General features: G+C 65.3%; 21 protein-coding genes. All 21 read right to left on the bottom strand.

Annotated elements, in window-relative coordinates; translation table 11 throughout:
* Window positions 1-2: 2 nt before the first annotated feature.
* The 21 genes from ureB to pdhA all read right to left on the bottom strand — a co-directional run bounded on the left by ureB (window position 3) and on the right by pdhA (window position 21,162).
* On the bottom strand, window positions 3-701 hold the full coding sequence (ureB, locus tag QX135_RS17080; RefSeq protein ID WP_316177932.1) for an urease subunit beta: 699 nt from the start codon (window positions 699-701) through the stop codon (window positions 3-5).
* 11 nt (window positions 702-712) lie between these two features.
* Complete coding sequence (locus QX135_RS17075; protein ID WP_316177930.1) at window positions 713-1,390, bottom strand: urease accessory protein UreF; 678 nt, start codon at window positions 1,388-1,390, stop codon at window positions 713-715.
* Window positions 1,383-1,832, bottom strand: a complete 450-nt coding sequence (gene ureE, locus QX135_RS17070; RefSeq protein WP_316177928.1) for an urease accessory protein UreE — start codon at window positions 1,830-1,832, stop codon at window positions 1,383-1,385. The genes QX135_RS17075 and ureE overlap by 8 nt, the downstream gene beginning before the upstream one ends.
* A 218-nt stretch (window positions 1,833-2,050) precedes the next feature.
* On the bottom strand, window positions 2,051-2,353 hold the full coding sequence (locus QX135_RS17065) for a putative quinol monooxygenase (RefSeq protein ID WP_316177926.1): 303 nt from the start codon (window positions 2,351-2,353) through the stop codon (window positions 2,051-2,053).
* Window positions 2,353-3,867 carry an amidase gene (locus tag QX135_RS17060; RefSeq protein ID WP_316177924.1) on the bottom strand — a complete coding sequence of 505 codons (1,515 nt, stop codon included), beginning with the start codon at window positions 3,865-3,867 and terminating at the stop codon, window positions 2,353-2,355. The genes QX135_RS17065 and QX135_RS17060 overlap by 1 nt, the downstream gene beginning before the upstream one ends.
* A gap of 83 nt (window positions 3,868-3,950) precedes the next feature.
* Window positions 3,951-4,652 carry an ABC transporter ATP-binding protein gene (locus tag QX135_RS17055; protein WP_316177922.1) on the bottom strand — a complete coding sequence of 234 codons (702 nt, stop codon included), beginning with the start codon at window positions 4,650-4,652 and terminating at the stop codon, window positions 3,951-3,953.
* Window positions 4,649-5,377, bottom strand: a complete 729-nt coding sequence (locus QX135_RS17050; RefSeq protein ID WP_315774979.1) for an ATP-binding cassette domain-containing protein — start codon at window positions 5,375-5,377, stop codon at window positions 4,649-4,651. Before QX135_RS17050 ends, QX135_RS17055 begins: the two co-directional genes overlap by 4 nt.
* A gap of 1 nt (window position 5,378) precedes the next feature.
* Entirely contained in the window at window positions 5,379-6,431 is a 1,053-nt protein-coding gene (locus tag QX135_RS17045; protein WP_315780134.1) for a branched-chain amino acid ABC transporter permease, read from the bottom strand.
* On the bottom strand, window positions 6,431-7,297 hold the full coding sequence (locus QX135_RS17040; RefSeq protein ID WP_315711674.1) for an ABC transporter permease subunit: 867 nt from the start codon (window positions 7,295-7,297) through the stop codon (window positions 6,431-6,433). The genes QX135_RS17045 and QX135_RS17040 overlap by 1 nt, the downstream gene beginning before the upstream one ends.
* 65 nt (window positions 7,298-7,362) lie before the next feature.
* Window positions 7,363-8,601 (bottom strand): ABC transporter substrate-binding protein, encoded by a 1,239-nt coding sequence (locus QX135_RS17035; RefSeq protein ID WP_315738173.1) that lies wholly within the window; start codon window positions 8,599-8,601, stop codon window positions 7,363-7,365.
* A 97-nt stretch (window positions 8,602-8,698) separates the two neighbouring features.
* Window positions 8,699-9,748, bottom strand: a complete 1,050-nt coding sequence (locus QX135_RS17030; protein ID WP_316177920.1) for a substrate-binding domain-containing protein — start codon at window positions 9,746-9,748, stop codon at window positions 8,699-8,701.
* A gap of 334 nt (window positions 9,749-10,082) precedes the next feature.
* Window positions 10,083-10,799, bottom strand: a complete 717-nt coding sequence (locus QX135_RS17025; RefSeq protein ID WP_409997702.1) for a tetratricopeptide repeat protein — start codon at window positions 10,797-10,799, stop codon at window positions 10,083-10,085.
* Between the two features lie 103 nt (window positions 10,800-10,902).
* Window positions 10,903-12,627, bottom strand: a complete 1,725-nt coding sequence (gene ilvD / locus QX135_RS17020) for a dihydroxy-acid dehydratase (RefSeq protein WP_315774988.1) — start codon at window positions 12,625-12,627, stop codon at window positions 10,903-10,905.
* Between the two features lie 234 nt (window positions 12,628-12,861).
* Window positions 12,862-13,833, bottom strand: coding sequence for a tripartite tricarboxylate transporter substrate binding protein BugD (locus QX135_RS17015; protein ID WP_316177918.1), 972 nt, complete (start codon window positions 13,831-13,833; stop codon window positions 12,862-12,864).
* A gap of 91 nt (window positions 13,834-13,924) precedes the next feature.
* Window positions 13,925-15,166: a threonine synthase gene (locus QX135_RS17010; protein WP_316177916.1), complete on the bottom strand. Its 1,242-nt coding sequence runs from the start codon at window positions 15,164-15,166 to the stop codon at window positions 13,925-13,927.
* 137 nt (window positions 15,167-15,303) lie between these two features.
* Window positions 15,304-16,725 carry a dihydrolipoyl dehydrogenase gene (lpdA, locus tag QX135_RS17005; protein ID WP_315738180.1) on the bottom strand — a complete coding sequence of 474 codons (1,422 nt, stop codon included), beginning with the start codon at window positions 16,723-16,725 and terminating at the stop codon, window positions 15,304-15,306.
* 32 nt (window positions 16,726-16,757) lie between these two features.
* Entirely contained in the window at window positions 16,758-16,997 is a 240-nt protein-coding gene (locus QX135_RS17000) for a hypothetical protein (RefSeq protein WP_315780143.1), read from the bottom strand.
* 39 nt (window positions 16,998-17,036) lie between these two features.
* A complete protein-coding gene (locus QX135_RS16995; protein ID WP_316177913.1) occupies window positions 17,037-18,392 on the bottom strand; it encodes a pyruvate dehydrogenase complex dihydrolipoamide acetyltransferase in 1,356 nt (451 codons plus the stop codon).
* 2 nt (window positions 18,393-18,394) lie between these two features.
* The gene (locus tag QX135_RS16990) at window positions 18,395-18,700 is read right to left on the bottom strand and encodes a DUF5076 domain-containing protein (RefSeq protein WP_015666657.1); all 306 of its coding nucleotides are present in this window, start codon (window positions 18,698-18,700) and stop codon (window positions 18,395-18,397) included.
* A gap of 12 nt (window positions 18,701-18,712) precedes the next feature.
* Window positions 18,713-20,110: a pyruvate dehydrogenase complex E1 component subunit beta gene (locus QX135_RS16985; RefSeq protein WP_316177911.1), complete on the bottom strand. Its 1,398-nt coding sequence runs from the start codon at window positions 20,108-20,110 to the stop codon at window positions 18,713-18,715.
* A gap of 29 nt (window positions 20,111-20,139) precedes the next feature.
* A complete protein-coding gene (pdhA, locus tag QX135_RS16980; protein WP_315756686.1) occupies window positions 20,140-21,162 on the bottom strand; it encodes a pyruvate dehydrogenase (acetyl-transferring) E1 component subunit alpha in 1,023 nt (340 codons plus the stop codon).
* Between the last annotated feature and the right edge of the window lie 180 nt (window positions 21,163-21,342).

Here is a 21,342-nt window from a genome sequence, read left to right as displayed (position 1 = left end):
TCTCAGGCTCCCAGGTAGCCGCGCGACTGCGCGAGCTTCAACGCGGCTTCGCGCGCGCCGGCTGCATCGAGCGGGCCGTTGACGAGGCCGGCCTGGCCGCGCACGATCCGGTCGCCGGTGATCGGCACCAGTCGCACGGACTTGGTGACACCCGGCTCGAAGCGGACGCCGAGTCCCGCCGGACGATCGATCTTCATGCCCCAGGCGGCGGCGCGGTCGAACAACAGCGCGCGATTGACCTCGAAGAAATGGGTGTGGCTGCGCACCTGGATGTCGCGGTCGCCGGTGTTGACGACGTCGAGCGTGACCGCCGGCAGCGCAGTGAACATCGCGATGTCGTCGCCGCCCGCAATGATTTCGCCGGGCACGAACTCGTCACCCGCGGTGCCGTCGGCCGGCTGGATCGGCTCGAACAGCGCCATCACCTTGGTGCCCTCGGCGAACATCAGCTCGACATAGAGCATCGGGATCATCTGCGCGACGCCGGGTTCGACGTCGTCGGTGGTGAGCAGCCGTCCCGCCATGTCGCGGATCTCCGCGTAGGGCAGATTGCGGCGCGCGGCGGTCATCACCTCGTCGGTGATGTAGGCCACGGCCTCGGGATGGCTGAGCCTGATGCCGAGCGAGCGGTTGCGCCGCGCCATCTGCGCGGCGTTGAAGATCACGAGACGATCCATCTCGGTCGGCGACAGGTTCATCATGGCGCAACCTCTCAGGTCGTGAACATGCGCACGTGCCGCAGCGGACCGCGCGACACGGCGATGTCTATGAAGGGCGTAAAGCTCGACGGCATGAGGTCGTCGTCGGGCGTATCGGCCAGCAGGTCGGAGAGCAGCGCGCGGGCGCGCGCGAGGCTGCGCTGGGAGTCGATGTGGCCGATCAGGCCGAGCCGCACGGCGGCACTGACGAGGCCCGTGATGAGGGTCCAGCCGGAAACGAGCTCCGCCGCATCGAGGCCGAGGCCAGCATCACGGCCGGCAATGGCTTGCACGACGGCGAGATGGCCGAGCCGGGCATCCGCCGAGACGCACGCGCGATAGGACACGGACAAGGGACCGGCGAGCTTGACCCAGACGCCGAGCAGCGCCCTGCCCGCGCGCCGCGAGCCGTCGCGCATCTCGGCCGACGGCGTGGTGGCCTCGGCAAGGCGATCGACGGTGGCGATGGCGGCGGTGTCGCAGGCGCGCCAGGCGCGGCGCAGCAGGAGACGATCCATGGTGGCCCAGCGCTGTTGCAGATGATCGGCGATGACACGGTCGAGATCATGGCGATCGGACAACAGGCCGTCGGCGGCGAGGCCTTCGATGCCCCAGGAGAATGCAAAGCCGCCGGCAGGAAAAGCGCTGTCGCCGAGCTGCAGCAGCGCGAGCGCCTCGCCGCGGTCAAACATGATCGCGCTCCGCGACCTCGCCGGCATCGAGCAGCGGCTGTATGCGGGCGCGATAGGTGTCGAGCGGGGCATCGAGCAGCACGATCAGATGATCGTCTTCGAAGCGGACGCGCCAGTGCAGGTTGCCGGCGTGCCAGCCGAGCTTCAGCGCACAGGCCGGATCGCGCGCGCGCAGGCGCCAGACCTGCTCCTCACCGAAGCGGGCGATGATCGCGCGATCGGAATCGAGATGCAGCAGCGCGCCGTCGACAAGCTGTTCGTCACGATCGAGGCTGACGGCACAGTCGGTGCCGCGATCGGTGGTCAGCCGGAAGCGCTTGCGGCCGGCATCGGCCGGTGGCACGAACAACAGCTCGATGCCGCCGCGATGCTCCAGCGCGTGCAGCCGGCCGGCATAGGCCTTGTCTTCGGCGCGTCCTAGGATGCCGTGAAGACGCAGCATCGGCGTAGGCCCTCCTTATTCGTCAGTTCTCGGCATTGGGGCCTCATGGTTCGAGACGCCCGCCAAGTGGCGGGCTCCTCACCATGAGGATTGAGAGTTTCGCGGTGCGTTAGCTTCGCTGCGAGTTTCCTCCCGCCACACCTACCGCCCTCGTCCTGAGGAGCCCGCCGCAAGGCGGGCGTCTCGAAGGACGATTGGTTTGCTGAAGTACCTCCGCGCTACCGCAGCGTCGCCGAGACCTCCTGCGAGGTCACGAGAATGACCTCGCCATCGATAATCGGCTTGGCGATGCCGAAGAAGGTCGCCACCGCGGCGGAGCCGTTGTGGCGGTCCATCGCGGCCTTGTCGGCGAAGCGCTCGTAGGTCGTGAACAGACCGGGCTCGGTCTCGCTCTGCGAGATGAAGAACCCGATCGTCTCCGGCTCGTTGGCCGCGACATGGGCCGCGACCGCAACGAGGGCATCGCGCATCGTGGCCTCGTGTCCCGCCTTGGCCCTGATGACCGCGGTGATGGTGATCATCAGAACGTCTTCCAGTCGCCGTCGGCCTCGAACGCGCTCGCCGCCTGGTAGATCGTGGACTCGCCATAGTCCTTGCCGATCAGCATCAGGCCGACCGGCAGGCCGTCCGACAAGCCGCACGGCAAGGTCATCGCCGGATGGCCTGTCACGTCGAACGGGCTGGTCGTCGCGGTCATCTCGAAGGCGCGCTGCACGACCTCGGCGAGCGGCGCATCCTTGGCCGGGATCGGCGTCGCAACGCAGGGCAAGGTCGGCATCAGCAGGAGATCATAGGAACCGAACATGGCGTCATAGGCCGCCTTGGCCTGAATCGCGATGTTGCGCGACTTGGCGTAGTAGCGGCCGCGGTAGTGCTCGAGACCCCACTGCCCGACCAGCATGGTCAGCTTCAACGTCACCGACAGATCGTCGGCGCGGGTGCGCCAGCCGGAATGCGCATCGAGCAGGCCAACGTCATACAGGCCCTTCCAGTTGAAGCCCATGCCGTTGCCGAGCATCATCTGCACCAGGAAGCCTTCGAGCGTGATCGGATTCCACGCCGCCAGCGCATGCATGTGCTCGGGGATCGAGACCTCCGACACGGATGCGCCCAGCTTGGCGAAGCGCTCGGCGCCGGCCTTGACCTTGCTGACGACGCCCTCTTCCATGTTCGGCGCGCTGAAGCCCTCCTTGAGCACGCCGATCTTGAGGCCCTTGACGCCCTTGCCGAGCGCCTCGGTGTAGGCGGAGACCTTCGGCGCATATTGCCTGGGATCGAGCCCGTCGGCGCCGGCCAGCACTTCGAGCAGCAGCGCATTGTCGGCAACCGACTTGGTCATCGGTCCGGTGTGGTCGATCGTCGACTCGATCGGCATCACGCCGGTGTAGGGCACGAGACCGTGGGTCGCCTTCATGCCGTAGATGCCGCAATAGGACGCGGGGATGCGGATCGAGCCGCCCTGGTCGCCGCCGATGGACATGTCGACCTCGCCGGCCGCCACCAGCGCGGCGCTACCCGAGGACGAGCCGCCGGCCGAATAGCCCATCTTCGCAGGATTATGCACCGGCGCAGGATCGGAGGTGTGGCTGCCGCCGGACAGGCAGAAATGCTCGCACACGGCCTTGCCGACGATGGTGCCGCCGGCATCGAGGATGCGGGTGACGATGGTGGCGTCGGCGGCGGGAATGAAACCTTCGAGCGTGGTCGAGCCGTTCATCATGGGAACGCCGGCGAGCGCGACGTTGTCCTTGAGCACAACGGTGCGGCCTGCGAGCTTGCCGCCCGATGCGCCCTTGACCTCGGTCTTGATCGCCCAGGCGTTGTACTTGTTCTCCTTCGCCGGCGGCTTGGCGCCCGGCGTACGCGGATATTTCACCGGCGGCAGCGGGTTCGGCAGCTCATCGATGATGTCGTACTGATCGAACATGCCGCCCATCAGCGACAGATATTCGGCGGCCTCCTCGACCGTCATGTTCATGTGCAGGCTGGCGGCGAGATCGGCGACTTCCTCGGCATTCGGGCGTTTGATGGACATGAGTCATCCTTTCTTGTGAGGACAAGCTGGGCAGAGACAGCAAATTGTCAGTTCAATGGGCCGGCGCAGCGCGCCGGTAGATTCTAGCTCGGGACCATCTGACCTTCCCGGGCCAGCAGAGTCTCACGGTCGAGTTCCTCGGTGATACGTCCCTTCTGGATGTGCAGGATGCGATCCGACAACGACGTGATGAATTCGAGGTTCTGCTCGACCACGATCAAAGACATCTTCCAGCGCATCTTCAGCGCCAGCAGGGTCTCGATGATCTCCTCGATGATCGATGGCTGGATGCCTTCAGTCGGTTCGTCGAGCAGGATCAGCTTCGGCTTGGTGCAGAGGCAGCGCGCCAGCGCCAGCAGTTGCTGCTCACCGCCGGACAGCGCGCCGCCGCGACGATCGAGCAGCCGGACCAGCCGCGGGAAATCCTGCAGCACGGCATCGATGACGCCGCGATCTTCCTTGGGCGCGGATGCGAGGCCCATGCGCAGATTTTCGTAGACGCTGAGCTCCGGGAAGATCTCGCGCCCCTGCGGCACGAGGCCGATGCCGAGCCGCGAGCGCTCATGCGGCTTCAGATGCGTGATGGTCTTGCCTGCAAACACCACCGAGCCGTCGGTGGTCGGCAGATGCCCCATCAGCGTGCGCAGCGCGGTGGTCTTGCCCATGCCGTTGTGGCCGAGGATGCCGAGATACTCGCCATCGGCCACCATCATGTCGATGCCGAACAGGATCGGAATCCGGCCATAGCCGGATTTGAGTCCCTTGACCTCGAGGAGCGCGCTCATGCGGCCACCTTCTTGCCGAGATAGACGTCGCGCACGCGCTGGTCGGCGAGCACCTTGTCGACGGTGTCCTCGACCAGCACGCGGCCCTGGTGGAACACGGTCACGCGCTTGGCGATCTGCTTGATGAACTCCATGTCGTGCTCGACCACCACGATGGCTCGGGTCTGGTTGATCTCGCGGATGATCGCGGCCGTGTGGAAGGTCTCCTCGTCGGTCATGCCGGCGGCGGGCTCGTCGAGCAGGATCAGCTCAGGCTCGGCGGCGAGCACCATGCCGATCTCGACCCATTGCCGCTGGCCGTGCGACAGGGTGGCGACGATGTTGTCGGCGTAGTCCGTCAGCCGGATCATCTCCAACACGGCGTTGACTGCGGGTCCCTGCTGGCGCGGCGTCGCCTTGCGGCGTACCGCCATCCAGATGTTCTCGCGCACCGACAGGCCGTTGAACACATTCGGCACCTGGGTCTTGATGCCGATGCCCATGCGCGCGATCTCGTGCGACAGCTTGCCCGCGATCGGCATGCCGCGGAATGCGATGCTGCCCGACGTCGGCACCAGTTGTCCGGTCAGCGTCTTGAAGAACGTGCTCTTGCCGGCGCCGTTCGGGCCGATCAGGCAGCGCAGCTCCATCTCCTGAAGCGTGAAGGTGATGTCGTCATTGGCGACCACGCCGCCGAAGCGCATCGTCAGGTGCTCGGCCTTGAGCAGAGGAACCAGATCCGCCATGTCATTCGGCTCCTGCGGGATGCGGCGCCGCCGCTGGCTGCATCGGGGGACCGTTGGTCTTCTTCCTGTCCGGCATCAGCCGCATCACAAGATCGCGGGCGGTCGGCACCATGCCCTTCGGCAGCAGCAGCACGAAGATCACCAGCACGCCGCCGAGCACGAGGTTGGAGTTCAAGAGCTGCTGCGAGCCGATATAGGCGACGATGTATTCGATCACGACGCAGCCGATGATCGGACCGAGCAAGGTGCCGAGACCGCCGACGGTGATCCAGATGATGATCTCGGCCGACAGCGACAGGCTGAAGATGGTGGGGCTGACAAAGGCGCCCCAGTTGACGTAGAGCGCGCCGGCAAGACCTGCGATCGCGCCGCCGAGGATGAAGGTCAGGCACTTCACGAGCCGCGGGTCATAGCCGAGCAGCGAGGCCCGCACCTCGTTCTCACGCACCGCGACGATGACGCGCCCGGCCGGCAGCGCCAGCAACAGCCGCAGCAGCAGGAACACGCCGAGCAGCACATAGGCCGTGGTCCACCATGACTGCTCCGGCGACAGCACGGTCGACGGATCGAACGGCATATTGAACGTCGGCACCGCCGGCATGCCGTTGAAGCCGCCGAGCAGCGCCTTGCCGATCTTGTAGGCATCGCCCGAGGTCGAGTTGACCGAGTTGAACAGGATCAGGGTGACCGTGAGCGTGATGACGCCGAGATAGACGTCGGAGATGCGGCCGAAGAAGATGAAATAGCCGAGGATCGCCGCGAACAGCGCGGGCACCGCGATCGCCAGCAGGATCGCCGGCGTCGAATCCTGGAAGTTGATGGCTGCGATCGCATAAGCGTAGCCGCCGAGGCCGAAGAAGGCGGTCTGCCCGAACGACAGGATGCCGCCATAGCCCCAGATGAAGGCGAGGCTCAGCGCCAGCACCGACATCGCGGCAAACAGCGTCAGCTGCATCAGGGCGAACAGCTCGATCACGCTCGGCACGATCGCAATCGCCACAATGGCAAGGACGATCGCACCCATCTGGCCCGCAAGACGGGAGTGCTTGGGCATCACAGGTTCCCCTTGAAGAAGCGCCCGGAGATGCCCTGCGGCAGCAAGCGGATCAGCACGATCGCGGTGGTGAAGACGATGACCTCGCCATAGACAGGCGTGGTGAAGTAGGCGCCGATCTGGTTGACCGAGCCGAACAGGCTTGCCGCGGACAGCGTGCCGGAGAGGATCGCCGCGCCGCCCCCGACCACGGTCATGAAGGCTTTTGCGACATAGGCACCGCCCATCACCGGGGTGATGCCTGACACCGGCGCCAGCAGGCCGCCGGCGAGGCCCGTCACGGCCGCGCCGAGCGCGAAGGTGCTCATGTAGACGCGGGCCGGATTGACGCCGAGCGTGGCCGCCATCGCCGGGTTCTGCATCGTCGCGCGGGCCACCAGGCCGAAGCGGGTGTAGCGCATCACGCCGTAGATGATCGCCATCATGACGGCCGCCATCAACGCAAGGAACAGCGTGTAGTAGCTCGACTGGTAGGATCCGATCGAGAAGCCGCCGAGCGGCGTCGGCACGCCCTGCTGGGTGTTGCCGTAGATCGTCGTGATGATCCCGATGATCAGGAGGCTGAGGCCCCAGGTCGCGAGCATCGAATCGACGAGGCGGCCATAGAGAAAGCGGATCAGGCAGCGCTCGATGACGAGGCCGACGATGCCGACGAACAACGGCGCGATGATCAGCATCGCGATCCAGATGTTCACCCCGGCATTGGCGGAGATCACCGTCGCATAGGCCCCCAACATGATGAACTCGCCATGGGCGAGATTGATGATCTTCATCATGCCGAAGATGATCGCCAGTCCCAGGCACAGCAGGAACAGCGAGGAGATTCCATTGAGGACGTCGAGCGCGAGGATGACGTAGATCGCCATGCGTCAGGTCTTTCAGGGCAGTCCAATGAAACCGGGTCCCGCCGGATGGCGGGACCCGGCAAGCGTCAGAGATTGATGATGTACTGCTTGACGTCGTTCGGGTTCTTGACGAGGTCGCAGACACCAGCGGTGTCGGCCGGCTTGGCGTCGGTGTAGGTTTCCAGCACCGACCATTTGCGTTCCTTCACCTCGGCAAGGAACGCATTGCGGACCGTGTGATGCGTCGGCTTGTCCAGCGAGACCTTGCCGCTGGGACCATCGAAGACGAGGCCGCTTTCGAGCGCCTCGATCACCTTCATCCGGTCGATGCTGCCGGCCTTCTTGACGCCTTCGGCCCAGAGCATCACCCCTTCATAGGTGCACGAGGCGAGCTCGCTGATATAAGGCGAATCCGGATGCGCCTTCTTGATCTTCTCGACGAAGCTCTTGGAGGCCGGCGTGGTGAGTTCCTCGAAATAGCCGTAGGCGCCGATGATGGCGTCGCTCTCGGCGGCATCGAGCGTCGAGGGCTCGTTGACGAGGCCGAAGGTGGTCGAGGCGATCGGGATCTTCCCCTTCATGCCGGCCGCGGTCCACTGCCGGTAGAACGCCGTGTGGTTGCCGCCGACCAGCGCCGACAGGATGAGGTCGGGCTTGGCCGCCTGGATCTTCGAGATGGTGGAGCCGAAATTGGTGACGTCGAGCGGGAAGAAGTCGGTCGAGAGGATCTCGCCGCCATTGTCCTTGCAGTATTTGGTCATCCACTTCGCGGTGATCTGACCGTAATTGTAGTCGGCCGCGATGATGTAGGCCTTCTTGCCGGACTTCTTCATCGCGCTCGGCACAAGCTTCTCCACGGTCTGCGCCGGCGTCGTGCCGGTGCAGAAGGTGTTGCGGTCGCAGACGCCGCCTTCGTACAGCGTGTTGTAGAAATACAGCACCTTGAAGCGGTCGAAGGTCGGCCGGATCGCCTCGCGCGAGGCCGAGGTGATGCCGCCGTGAACGACGTCGACCTTGTCCTTCACCGCCAACTGCTGGGCGTATTGCGAGTACATCTGGATGTTGGACTGGGTGTCGTAGTGGATCACCTTCAAGGGACGTCCGAGCAGGCCGCCCGCGGCATTGATCTCCTCAACGGCAAGCTGCAGCGCATAGACCATCGGCGTGCCGGAGGTGCCGATGGGACCGGACTGGTCGTGCAGGCTGCCGACCGTGATCGGGTTCTCGGCCGCGAGCGCACCCGAGCGCAGCACGGCGGGAGCCGCGATCAATGTCGAGGTCGCGATGGCCGAGCGTTGCAGGAAACGACGTCGGGAGAGAGTCATAAAGGTCCCCATGGGTTGATGATGCCGGTTCATGATCCGCGATAAGTTTAAAATGACAATATTTGAAAAGGCAAGTGTTTTTAGGAAGCGCCCTGCGCTAACGCGACGCGACGACCGCGAAGTCGTAGCCGTCCAGCTCGGCGAGATGGATCGGGTGGCGTCCGCCAACCACCGGCTGCGCCTCGTTGCCGCGCGCCGTGCGCCGCTGCAGCGTGCGTCCGTAGAAGCGCCTGAGGTTGCGGGCGTCGAAGCTCTCGGCGCGCTCGATCAGCGCGGCGAGCGCATGAATCCCTTCGTAGCAGGATTCGCCGTAGCCGTTGGGCGGCGGCGGATTGTCGCCGAACGCCGTGTAGTAGCGCTCGAGGAAGGCGCCGTTGTTGCGCGAGCGCAGCGAGGCAAAGTAGCTAGAGGCGACGAAGACGTTCTCGGTCTCGCTGCTGTCGAGTCCATAGACGATGGTCTCGTCGAAGGCCGAGGAGAAGCGCAGAACGTGGCGGCTGAGCCCGGCGGCGTAGAAGGCGCGGCTAAAGGCGATGCAGTCGAAGCCGAGAAAGACCGGCAGCACCACGTCGCTGCGCGTGGTCTTGATGCGGTCGAGCATCTCGTCGTAATCGTGGATGCCGACCGGCACGTAGCATTCGCCGGTCACCGTGCCGCCGAAGCGCGCGATCAGCCGCTTGGCGATCTGCAGCGACGAGCGCGGCCAGATGTAGTCGTTGCCGCAGAGGAAGAAGCGCCGGGCGCGCTTGACCTCGGAGAGCCACTGCACCGCCGGCCCCAGCAACTCGCCGGCGGTCTCGCCCGTGGTCATCACGTCGCTGTTCGCCGACAGGCCTTCGAACTGGGGCGTGTAGACGAACGGCACGCGGCCGCGCGCGGCTTGCGCGACAGGATCGCGCGCGTAGCTCGGCAGCATGCCGACGAGGCCGTCGACGGCGAGCTCGTCGACCGCCTCGACCGCAGCCCGGCCCGCGCTGGCGGCGGTCGCGCCGGCGTCGATCACGATCAGCTCGACCTGTCGGCGGCGGATGCCGGCGGCCTGGTTCAGCTCGGTCACGGCCAGCCGCCCGCAGGCTTCGGCGGAGGGCGCCCACAACCCTGCCGAGCCGCGCTGGGGAATGATCAGGCCGATCCGAACGCTGCGCAAACGTGCCGCCTCTGCTGTTGCAGAGGAATTGCACTCACGAATCGTGCCAAGCGCGTTTTGGCGTCATCGGGGTCGTTCGTGTACCAAAGATCGCCGATTTTGGTTCTGGAACCTGACGCTGGTCAAAACATCGGCGCGTCATCGCCCACTCCTTGGGCAGCCGCTGCCGTGGCCTTGATGTCTCACCGTGGCCCGCGACTCACGGCGCGGTGGCAAGCGTCTTGCTCATTGGATAGGAGGCCGCGGTGCCGAACTTGCCGGCGGGCACGCCGACATCGGCGTAGCCGCGGGCAAGATAGAATCGCTGGAGGGAACGCGACGCATTCCGCTCCTGCTACTCGCGCTTGCCCTGCACCCAGCTCTCGAGCATCTGCAGCGCCGAGGCGCGGTCATCGTCGGAGGCCTTGGCGAAGGCGCGGTTGTAGCTCTCCTTGATCCAGGCTTCGTCCGCACCGGCGCTGTCGCGCGCCAAGGTGAGCCACATCAGGCCGCGCGCCGGCTGGCGCGGCAGCCGGTCGCCGTTGAACAGCATCTGGCCGAGCAGCGCCTGGGCCTGATGCTGGCCCTTCTGCGCGGCGAGGCCAAGCCAGCGCGCGCCATAGCGGAAGTCGTCGCGCGAGGCATCCGCCGTCTTCAGGTACATCCGCGCCAGGTCGTATTGGGCGTCGGCATTGCCGAAGTAGGACGCCGCATAGGAGAACATCTCCCGCGCGCGATCCGGATCGGCCTTCACCTTCGTGTTGGGGATGCCGCTCAGGTAATAGCGGCCAAGCGCGACAAAGGCATTGGCGACGATCTGCGCCTGCGGCGCCGACGGACTGTCCTCCGCATGCGCATTGGCGATGCGGCTGAAATAGTCGAAGGCGCGCATGTCATCCCGCGCAACGCCATCGCCAGCCGCATACATGCGGCCGAGCTTGAACTGCGCAACCGGGTGACCTTCCTCCGCCGCGTATTGCAGCGCCGTCAGCGACTGCGTGGGCGACGTGGAGGACGTGGTCGCAGGCAACGCCTTGCGCAGCGCGCCGGCGCCGGCCTGAGCTCCAGCCACGGGGATCGCCGGCTCCTGGTTGACCGGAGCGCCATCGAACGCGAACGATGACGTCGGCAACGCGAGCGGGGCAACCCCCAGCATCAATGCGAAAATGATCCGATCAGATGTCCGCATAGCAATACTTCTCTTGCGCACCACCTGGGTGAGTCACGGCGCCCGCCACGGCCGGCCCCACCTGCTGGGCATATTTCCAAAGTGCACCTGACGTGTGATGCGTCTCACGCGGCGTCCACTTGGTCTTGCGTGTCGCCAGCTCGGCATCGCTCAACTTCACGTTAAGGATACCCGCCTCGGCGTCGATCTCGATGATGTCGCCATCCTCGACCAGAGCGATCGTTCCGCCGACCGCCGCCTCTGGTCCGATGTGGCCGATGCAGAAGCCGCGGGTCGCGCCCGAGAACCGGCCATCGGTGATGAGCGCGATCTTGCCGCCCATGCCCTGCCCGGTCAGCGCCGCCGTCGTCTGCAGCATTTCCCGCATGCCCGGACCGCCGCGCGGCCCCTCGTAGCGAATGACGATCACCTCGCCTTCGCGATAGGTGCGCTTCTGGACGGCGTCAAAGGCGTCCTCTTCCCGATCAAAGCAGCGGGCCGGCCCAGAGAATTTCAAGTTCGACATGCCCGCGACTTTCACGATCGCGCCCTCCGGCGCGAGATTGCCTTTCAGACCAACGACACCCCCGGTTGCAGTGATCGGCTGGTCGGCCGGCCTCACCACGTCCTGGTGCGGATTCCACTTCACGCCTTTGAGGTTTTCGGCGATCGTCCGGCCGGTGACTGTGAGGCAGTCGCCGTTCAAATAGCCATGGTCGAGCAACGTCTTCATCAAGAGCGGAATGCCACCAGCCTCGAACATGTCTTTGGCGACATAGCGGCCACCCGGCTTCAAATCCGCGATATAAGGTGTCTTTTTGAAGATTTCGGCGACGTCGAATAAGTCGAACTTGATGCCCGCCTCGTGTGCAATCGCAGGTAGATGCAGCGCAGCATTGGTCGACCCGCCGGACGCCGCCACAACCGCAGCGGCATTCTCCAGGGATTTTCGCGTGACGATGTCGCGCGGGCGGATATTGGCGGCGATCAGCTCCATGACCTGTTCGCCAGCCGTCATGCAGAACGAATCGCGGATTTCGTAAGGCGCCGGGGCGCCGGCCGAATAAGGCAGCGCCAGCCCGATCGCCTCGGAGACCGTCGCCATCGTATTGGCCGTGAACTGGGCACCGCAGGCGCCGGCGGATGGACAGGCGACGCGCTCGAGCTCGTCGAGGTCCTCGTCCGACATCGCACCCACCGAATGCTTGCCGACGGCCTCGAACATGTCCTGCACCGTGACCTGCTGGCCGCGAAAATTGCCCGGCAGAATCGAGCCGCCATAGATGAAGATCGAAGGCACGTTGAGCCGGACCATCGCCATCATCATGCCCGGCAGCGATTTGTCGCAGCCGGCGAGCCCGACCAGCGCATCGTAGGAATGGCCGCGAATCGTCAGCTCGACGGAATCGGCGATCGCCTCGCGCGACGGCAGCGACGAGCGCATGCCGTCATGGCCCATCGCGATGCCGTCGGTCACGGTGATGGTGCAGAATTCGCGCGGCGTGCCGCCCGCATGCGCCACGCCCTTCTTGACCGCCTGGGCCTGCCGCATCAGCGCGATGTTGCAGGGCGCGGCCTCGTTCCAGCACGAGGCGACGCCGACGAAGGGCTGGTGGATCTGGGCCGTGGTCAGGCCCATCGCGTAGAGGTAGGACCGATGCGGCGCACGCTCGGGCCCTTCCGTCACATGACGGCTGGGCAGCCTGCGCTTGATGTCGGTCTTCGCGTCCATCGCTGTTCTGGCCTCCCGGTGCTGAGGAGAACGCTAAAATCCTAGAAATGGATTTTCGGCAGCCTCACACGCACTGGTTATGTTCTGATCAAAGTATTTCACGACCAGGTGTGGCTAAAAAGCGGCGCGTTTGCGGAGCGCCGGAGATTGTTACCAAAACTTCGTAAACTGTGGCGACGTCGCAACATTCGTGGCCGACGCGCAACCATCCTCGGTTAACATGGAGGGCGAAGGCTACTCGGGCACCACCCCGGAGGCTCGGATCATCGGCCACCATTTATGGATCTCGGCGCGCTGAAGGGTTCCAAGGGCGGCCGGGCTGCGCTGGTCCGCCGCCGGCATCTGCAACCCCAGGTTTTTCAACTGATTTTTCACATCCGGCTCATCCAGCGCAGCCACGGCGGCCGCGTTGAGCGTGTCGACGATCTCCTCGCTGACGCCCTTCGGGAGCCAGAGTCCCGACCACAGGGTCATGTGGAAGCCCGGCAGGCCGGCTTCATCGGTGGTCGGGATCTCGGGCGCGGAATCGAGGCGCTTGGCGTCCGTGACGGCGTAGGCGCGGATCGTGCCGGCGCGGACCTGGTTGATGGCGTTGGAGGTCTGGTCGACGATCAGATCGATCTGGCCGGCGACGAGATCGTTCATCGCCGGCCCCGTGCCGCGATAGGGCACGTATTGCAGCTTGAGGCCGGTGACCTGCTCGAAATAGAGGCCTGCGATGTGGCTGCCGGAGCCGTTGCCCGCCGTGCCGGCCGATACGGGGTTCGGCTGCGACGTCACCCAGGCGAGAAACTCCGGCAGCGTTTTGGCCGGGATGTTGTTCCTGCTGACGATGATCATCGGATTGCTCGGCAGCAGCACGACCGGCTCGAGATCGGCCTCGAGGTCATAGCCAAGCCGGTAGACGGCGCCGTTCGCGACGTGGGTGCCGAGATGGCCGAAGCTCACGGTGTAGCCGTCGGGCTTCGAGCGCACCGCGCGTCCCACGCCGATCGAGCCGCCCGCGCCGGTCACGTTCTCGACCAGCACGGGCTGGCCGAGCGTCCGTTTCATGTGCTCGGCGAGGATGCGCATCATCGCATCCGATGGGCCGCCGGCGGCGAACGGCACGATCACGGTGATCGCGCGCGAGGGGTAGGTGTCGGCGCGCGCTGGCACCGCCAGAGCCAGGCACGCAAACAGCACGGCGCAAAGAGCTCGTCGCATCACGTCCTCCCTTGTGTCGCACGCGCCGGTCACAGACGCGAATGCGTCTGCGCCGGAGCATGTGCTCGAGGCCGCGGTGCTGTTTTGTTAGTTAGAACTGCCCGAAGTCGATCGGCTGGTGACGATCGAGCGTCCGGGTGACCAGCGGCAGCGGATATTTAAGTCCTGTCGCGCAATTGAACAGCATGACGCGATCGTTTTTCGTCACGCGTCCGTCGGCCAGGCTCTGCTTGTAGGCGGCATAGGTCGCCGCGCCTTCCGGGCACAACAGCAGCCCCTCCTCGCGCGCGACTTCGCTGAGCGCAGATGAAATCTTCTCGTCATCGACCGCGATGGCGAAACCTTTGCTCTCGCGGACGGCGCGCAGGATAAGGAAATCACCGACCGCCTGGGGCACACGGATGCCGGACGCGATGGTGTGGGCATCCTCCCAGCGCGTCGCATGCTCGACGCCCTGCTCGAAGGCGCGCACCATCGGCGCGCAGCCGGAGGCCTGCACCGCCACCATGCGCGGGCGCTTCGAGCCGATGAACCCGATCTTCTCCAATTCGTCGAACGCCTTCCACATGCCGATCAGGCCGGTACCGCCGCCGGTCGGATAGAAGATCACGTCGGGCACGTCCCAGCCGAGCTGCTCGGCGAGCTCCAGGCCCATCGTCTTCTTGCCCTCGATGCGATAGGGCTCCTTCAGGGTCGAGGTATCGAACCAGCCGACCTTGGCCTTGCCCTCGCCGACGATCTTGCCGCAATCGTCGATCAGGCCGTTGACGCGGTAGACGGTCGCGCCCTGCAGCTCGATCTCGCTGACGTTCACCTCCGGCGTATCGGCCGGACAGAAGATCGTGGTCTTGATGCCGCAGGAGGTCGCGTAGGCCGCGAGCGCAGCACCGGCATTGCCGTTGGTCGGCATCGCCATGTGCTTGATGCCGAGCGCCTTGCCCATCGACACCGCCATCACGAGGCCGCGCGCCTTGAACGAGCCGGTCGGCAGCCGGCCCTCATCCTTCACGATGATCTCGCCGCCGCCGAGCTTCTTCGACAGCTTGGGCAGATTGATCAGCGGCGTCATCACCTCGCCGAGGCTGACGATGTCCTGGCATTTGCGCACCGGCAGCAGCTCGCGATAGCGCCACATGTCGGCCGGACGCTGCGCGAGCGCGTCCTTGGTCAGCGCCTGCTTCACGCCGGCGAGATCGTAGCGCACCAGGAGCGGCTTGCCGGCCTTGGACAGGTTGTGGACCTGGTCCGCCGGATAATGATCGCCCTCCATCGCGCATTCGAGGTGGGTGACGAAGGTCGGGCGTTCGATAGTGAGATTGTCGTTGGATCTCACGGCAGGACTTTCAGGTTGGCCCGTCTGGTTGCATCCGCCATTGCCGGGCTTGACCCGGCAATCCATCCTCTTCGCGAACGTTCCAGAAGCGCGATGGATGCGCGGGTCAAGCCCGCGCATGACGACGGGAAACGAGACTACATGTTCAGCACGCGGCCGTAGGCGTCGAGCACGGCTTCCTTCATCATCTCCGACAGCGTCGGATGCGGGAACACCGTGTGCATCAGCTCTTCCTCTGTCGTTTCGAGGTTCATCGCCACGACATAGCCCTGGATCAGCTCGGTGACCTCGGCGCCGACCATGTGGGCGCCGATCAGCTGTCCCGTCTTCTTGTCGAAGATCACCTTGACGAGGCCCTGGTCCTCACCGAGCGCGATCGCCTTGCCGTTGCCGACGAAGGGGAAGCGGCCGACACGGATGTCGCGGCCCTGCTCCTTGGCCTTGGCCTCGGTCAGACCCACGGAAGCAACCTGCGGATGGCAATAGGTGCAGCCGGGAATGAGGTTCTTGTCCATCGGGTGCGGATGCAGGCCCTTGATCGCCTCGATGCAGACCACGCCCTCGTGCTCGGCCTTGTGCGCCAGCATCGGGGGGCCGGCGACGTCGCCGATCGCGTAGAGGCCGGGCACGTTGGTCTTGCCGTAGCCGTCGATCACGATGCAGCCGCGATCGGTCTTCACGCCCAGCTTCTCCAGGCCGAGATTCTCGATGTTGCCGACCACACCGACCGCCGAGATCACGCGATCGAACTCGACCGACTCGGTCTTGCCCTTGCCGTCGTCGATCGTCGCCACCACGCTGTCGCTCTTCTTGTCGAGCTTGGTGACCTTGGCCCCCGTCATGATCTTGAGGCCCTGCTTCTCCAGCTGCTTGCGCGCGATGCCGGCGATCTCGGCGTCCTCCACGGGGAGAATCTGCGGCAGCACCTCGACCACGGTGACCTCGGAGCCCATGGTGCGGAAGAACGAGGCGAACTCGATGCCGATCGCGCCGGAGCCGACGACCAGCAGCGACTTCGGCATCTTGTCCGGCACCATCGCCTCGAAATAGGTCCAGATCAGCTTCTTGTCCGGCTCGAGGCCCGGCAGCACGCGCGGCCGCGCGCCTGTCGCGACGATGATATGCTTGGCCTGATAGGTCCCCTCGCCGAGCGCGCCCTTGGGCGCCTCGACATCCGACTTGGTCACCGTGATCTTGCCGGGCGCATCGATCGCGGCGCGCCCCCAGATCACCTGGACCTTGTTCTTCTTCATCAGGAAGCCGACGCCGTCGTTCAGCCGCTTGGAGACGCCGCGCGAGCGCTGCACCACCGCCTTCGGATCGTAGGAGATCTTCTCGGCAGAGAGGCCGTAATCCTTGGCGTGCTGCATGTAGTGATAGATCTCGGCCGAGCGTAAGAGCGCCTTGGTCGGGATGCAGCCCCAGTTCAGGCAGATACCACCGAGGTAGGACTTCTCGATGATCGCGGTCTTGAACCCGAGTTGGGCTGCGCGGATTGCGGCGACGTAGCCGCCCGGGCCGGAGCCGATGATGATGACGTCGAAGGATGTGTCGGCCATTACGGCTCCCATTCAACTGAAGCAGTTGGAAATCAGATGGTCGTGGTGCTGCCGACGAAACGTCGCCAGATCAAGGCTCGAACAATCGCCTCCAGCAGCATCAGCACGGCGCAGATCGCGAATCCAGCGAGCACGATTGGCGCCCAGATGCCGCGCGACAGCGCCTCGCCGGAGAAGAAAGCAGAATGGATGACGTCGATCCCCAGCGGGTTGGCGAACAATGCGACGCTCACCAGTGCCGTGATCCAGGGCCACCGCGTTCTGATGCGCATGCGCTGGCCCCGTTTGCCATCCCGCTCCGGAAAGCAACATCACACCATCATCATCACGGGATTCTCGATCAGCTGCTTGAAGGCGCCGATCAGCTCGGCGCCGAGCGCGCCGTCGATGGCGCGATGGTCGCACGACAGGGTCACGCTCATCATGCTCGCGATCTCGATCTTGCCGTTGCGCACCACCGGGCGTTCCTCGGAGGTGCCGACCGCGAGGATCGTCGCATGCGGCGGATTGATCACGGCGGTGAAGTGGTTGATGCCGTACATGCCGAGGTTCGACACCGCCGTGGTGCCGCCCTGATATTCCTCCGGCTTCAGCTTGCGCGAGCGGGCGCGCGCGGCAAAATCCTTCATCTCGCCGGAGATGGCCGATAGCGTCTTGGTCTCGGCCTTGCGGATGATCGGCGTGATCAGGCCGCCCGGCATCGCCACAGCGACGCCGACGTCGGAATGCTTGTGCTTGACCATGCCGCCTTCGGTCCAGCTGACGTTGCAGTTCGGGATCTTCTGCAGCGCCACCGCCATCGCCTTGATGACGAAGTCGTTGACCGACAGCTTGTAGAGCGGCTTCTTCTCCTTGTCCTTCGGCGCCGCCGCATTGATCTCCTCGCGCGCGGCCAAGAGCTTGCCGATGTCGCAGTCGATCGTCAGGTAGAAGTGCGGGACGTTCTGCACCGACGCGGTCAGGCGCTGCGCGATGGTGCGGCGCATGCCATCATGCGGGATGACCTCGTAGGAGCCCGGCTCGAACAGCGCCAGGATCTGCTTGTCCGACATCGAGGGCGCGAGCGCGGGGGCGCCTGCCGCGGCGGTTGCGGCTGACGGCGCGGCCTTGAGGCCCTTGCCCGATTTCGCCTCCTCGACGTCACGCGCGACCACGCGGCCATGCGGGCCGGTGCCGGTGATGCGGGCGAGATCGATGCCGGCATCCTTGGCGAGCCGCCGTGCCAGCGGCGAGGAGAAGATGCGGGCGTGGCCGTTCAGCTGCGGCGCAGCGGCGGGCGCGGGAGCAGCAGGAGCTGCGGCCGGCTTCGGCGCAGGCGTGGCGACAGGAGCGGCTGCCGCTGCGGGAGCCGCGGCGGCAGTGGGCTTTGCTTCTGGCTTGGGGGCTGCGGCCGCCGGCGCGCTGCCGGCCGCCTTGACGTCCTCGCCCTCGCCAGCGAGCACCGCGATCACGTCGTTGACCGGAACGTCCTGCGTGCCTTCCGGCACCAGGATCTTGGCGAGGGTGCCTTCGTCGACCGCCTCGACTTCCATCGTGGCCTTGTCGGTCTCGATCTCGGCGATGACCTCGCCGGACTTGACCTGGTCGCCTTCCTTCTTGAGCCAACGAGCAAGGTTGCCCTTCTCCATCGTCGGCGACAGCGCGGGCATGAGAATGTTGATCGGCATGATCAGTGACCTTGTTTCGACCTGGGGCTGGTGGTGCCCGTGTCGGTCGGCCGAGCCAGCTCGGCTTCGAACATCTCGACGATGCGCTGCAGCGCCTCGTCTTCGGAATAATCGCTCTCGCGCGCATAGGCGCGCGCAGCATGGCGGGCGACGTCGACCAGGAGCAGCCCCCACACGTCGGGCTCCTCGAAGGCGCGCTGGAAGGCGATCGAGAGCCCGCCATCGAGCACGAAGGCGCGCAACACTTCGGTGGCGTCCTCGCGGCCGATGACGTCCGGCGGCAATGGCTGCTCCTTGGGTCCGGCCATCTGGGCTTTCCCTTAGCGGTAGCAGACGGATTTGGCGGCCTGCACGACCTCCGCCGCCGACGGCAGCGCGAGCTTCTCGAGGTTGGCCGCATACGGCATCGGCACATCCTTGCCGGACACGCGGACGACCGGCGCATCGAGATAGTCGAAGGCGTGCTCCATGATCCGCGCGGCAATCTCGGCACCGACGCCGCTCTGCGCCCACCCCTCTTCCACCGTGACGGCGCGGCCGGTCTTCTTGACCGAGGCGACGATGGTCTCCGTGTCCATCGGGCGCAGGGTGCGCAGGTCGACCACCTCGGCCTCGATGCCCTCCTTGGCGAGCTCGTCGGCGGCCTTGAGCGCATAGGTCATGCCGTTCGACCACGCGATGATCGTCACGTCCTTTCCGGCGCGCGCGATGCGCGCCTTGCCGATCGGAATCACGTAGTCGTCGAGCTTCGGCACCTCGCCGGAATGACCGTACAGCACCTCGTTCTCGAGGAAGATCACCGGGTTCGGATCACGGATCGCGGCCTTCAGCAGGCCCTTGGCGTCCGCCGCCGAATACGGCGCGACCACCTTCAGACCGGGCACGTGCGAGTACCAGGACGAGTAGTCCTGGCTGTGCTGGGCGGCAACGCGCGCCGCCGCGCCGTTCGGGCCGCGGAACACGATCGAGCAGCCCATCTGGCCGCCGGACATGTAGAGCGTCTTGGCTGCGGAGTTGATGATCTGGTCGATCGCCTGCATGGCGAAGTTGAAGGTCATGAACTCGACGATCGGCTTCAGGCCGGCCATCGCGGCACCGACACCGATGCCGGCGAAGCCGTGCTCGGTGATCGGCGTGTCCATCACGCGGCGGGCGCCGAACTCCTGCAGCAGGCCCTGGGTGACCTTGTAGGCGCCCTGATATTCGGCGACCTCCTCGCCCATGATGAAGACGTCGCCGTCGCGACGCATCTCCTCGGCCATCGCGTCGCGCAGCGCCTCGCGGATGGTCTGCGTGACCATCTCGGTGCCCGCGGGCACCTCGGGATCGGGCTGAGCAACGCTCTGCGGCGCAGCCACGCCGGTCGGCGCGGGCGCGGCCGGCGCGGCTGCGGCGGGCTCGGACGGCGGCGCCGATGGTGCAGCCTTCGTCTCGGCCGCAGGTGCTGCGGCCTTGCCGAGATCGGCCGCGGTCTCGCCGTCCGCGAGGATGGTCGCGATCGGCGTATTGACCGCGACGTCGGCGGTGCCTTCGGGGATCAGGATCTTGCCGAGCGTGCCCTCGTCGGTCGCCTCGACCTCCATCGTGGCCTTGTCGGTCTCGATCTCGGCGATCACGTCACCCGACTTGATCGCCTCGCCTTCCTTTTTCAGCCATTTGGAGAGATTGCCCTTCTCCATCGTGGGCGACAGCGCAGGCATCAAAACTTGAATTGGCATATCAGCTCCGGACAAAACAGCGTCTGCGCTTAACGGTAAACGTCGGTGTAGAGCTCGGCGACATCCGGCTCGGGATCGGCCTGGGCGAAATCGGCGGCCTCGTTGACGATCTTGCGCACGTCGGCGTCGATCGCCTTGAGATCCTGCTCCGTGACCTTGGCCGCCAGCAGGCGGTTACGCACCTGCTCGATCGGATCCTGGTCGTGACGCACCTTCTCGACTTCTTCGCGGGTGCGATACTTGGCCGGGTCGGACATCGAGTGGCCGCGATAGCGATAGGTCTGCATTTCCAGAATGTACGGGCCCTTGCCCTCGCGGCACCACGCGACGGCCTTCTCACCGGCAGCCTTCACGGCGCGGACGTCCATGCCGTCGACCTGCTCGCCCGGGATGTTGAAGGAGATGCCGCGCTTGGAGAAGTCGGTCTGCGCCGAGGCGCGCGACACGGCCGTGCCCATCGCATAGCGGTTGTTCTCGATGACGTAGATCACCGGCAGCTTCCAGAGCTCCGCCATGTTGAAGCTCTCATAGACCTGTCCCTGATTGGCCGCGCCGTCGCCGAAATAGGCAATGCTGACCGAGTCGTTGCCGCGGTAGCGGTTGGCGAGCGCGAGGCCCGTCCCGAGCGACACCTGCGCACCGACGATGCCGTGGCCGCCGAAGAAATTCTTCTCCATGCTGAACATGTGCATGGAGCCGCCCTTGCCCTTGGAGTAGCCGCCGCGGCGCCCGGTGAGCTCGGCCATGACGCCCTTGGCATCCATCCCGGTCGCCAGCATGTGGCCATGATCGCGATAGCCGGTGATGACCTGATCGCCCGGCTTCAGCGCCATCTGCATGCCGACGACCACAGCCTCCTGCCCGATGTAGAGGTGACAGAAACCGCCGATCGCACCCATGCCATAAAGCTGACCCGCCTTCTCCTCAAAGCGACGGATCAGCAGCATGTCGCGTAGCGCGGCCAATTCCTGTTCTCTGGTGAATTCCGGCGGCGGGCCGTTGTCTCTGTCCTGCCCTTGTTCCTTTGCGGCGGTTTTCTTGGGTGCGGCCATGGCAATTCCGGATGAGAGAAAAAGTAGCTCTCTCTAGCTCAACTCCAAGGCACGTAAAAGGACTGCGTGAATTGCGGTTCATTTTGCTTTGCCGCACTGCAAACGATCGCGAAATAAACGAATGCTGATGAGCGCGTTTTTGAAATTCCTGATGCCACGGCCTGCTAAAGTTTAGGCACC

This window comes from Bradyrhizobium sp. SZCCHNR1098, from assembly GCF_032489375.1.
Classification (GTDB): Bacteria; Pseudomonadota; Alphaproteobacteria; order Rhizobiales; family Xanthobacteraceae; genus Bradyrhizobium.
The sequence above is the reverse complement of the archived record's forward strand: the minus strand, read 5'-3'. Positions and strand labels throughout refer to the sequence as shown.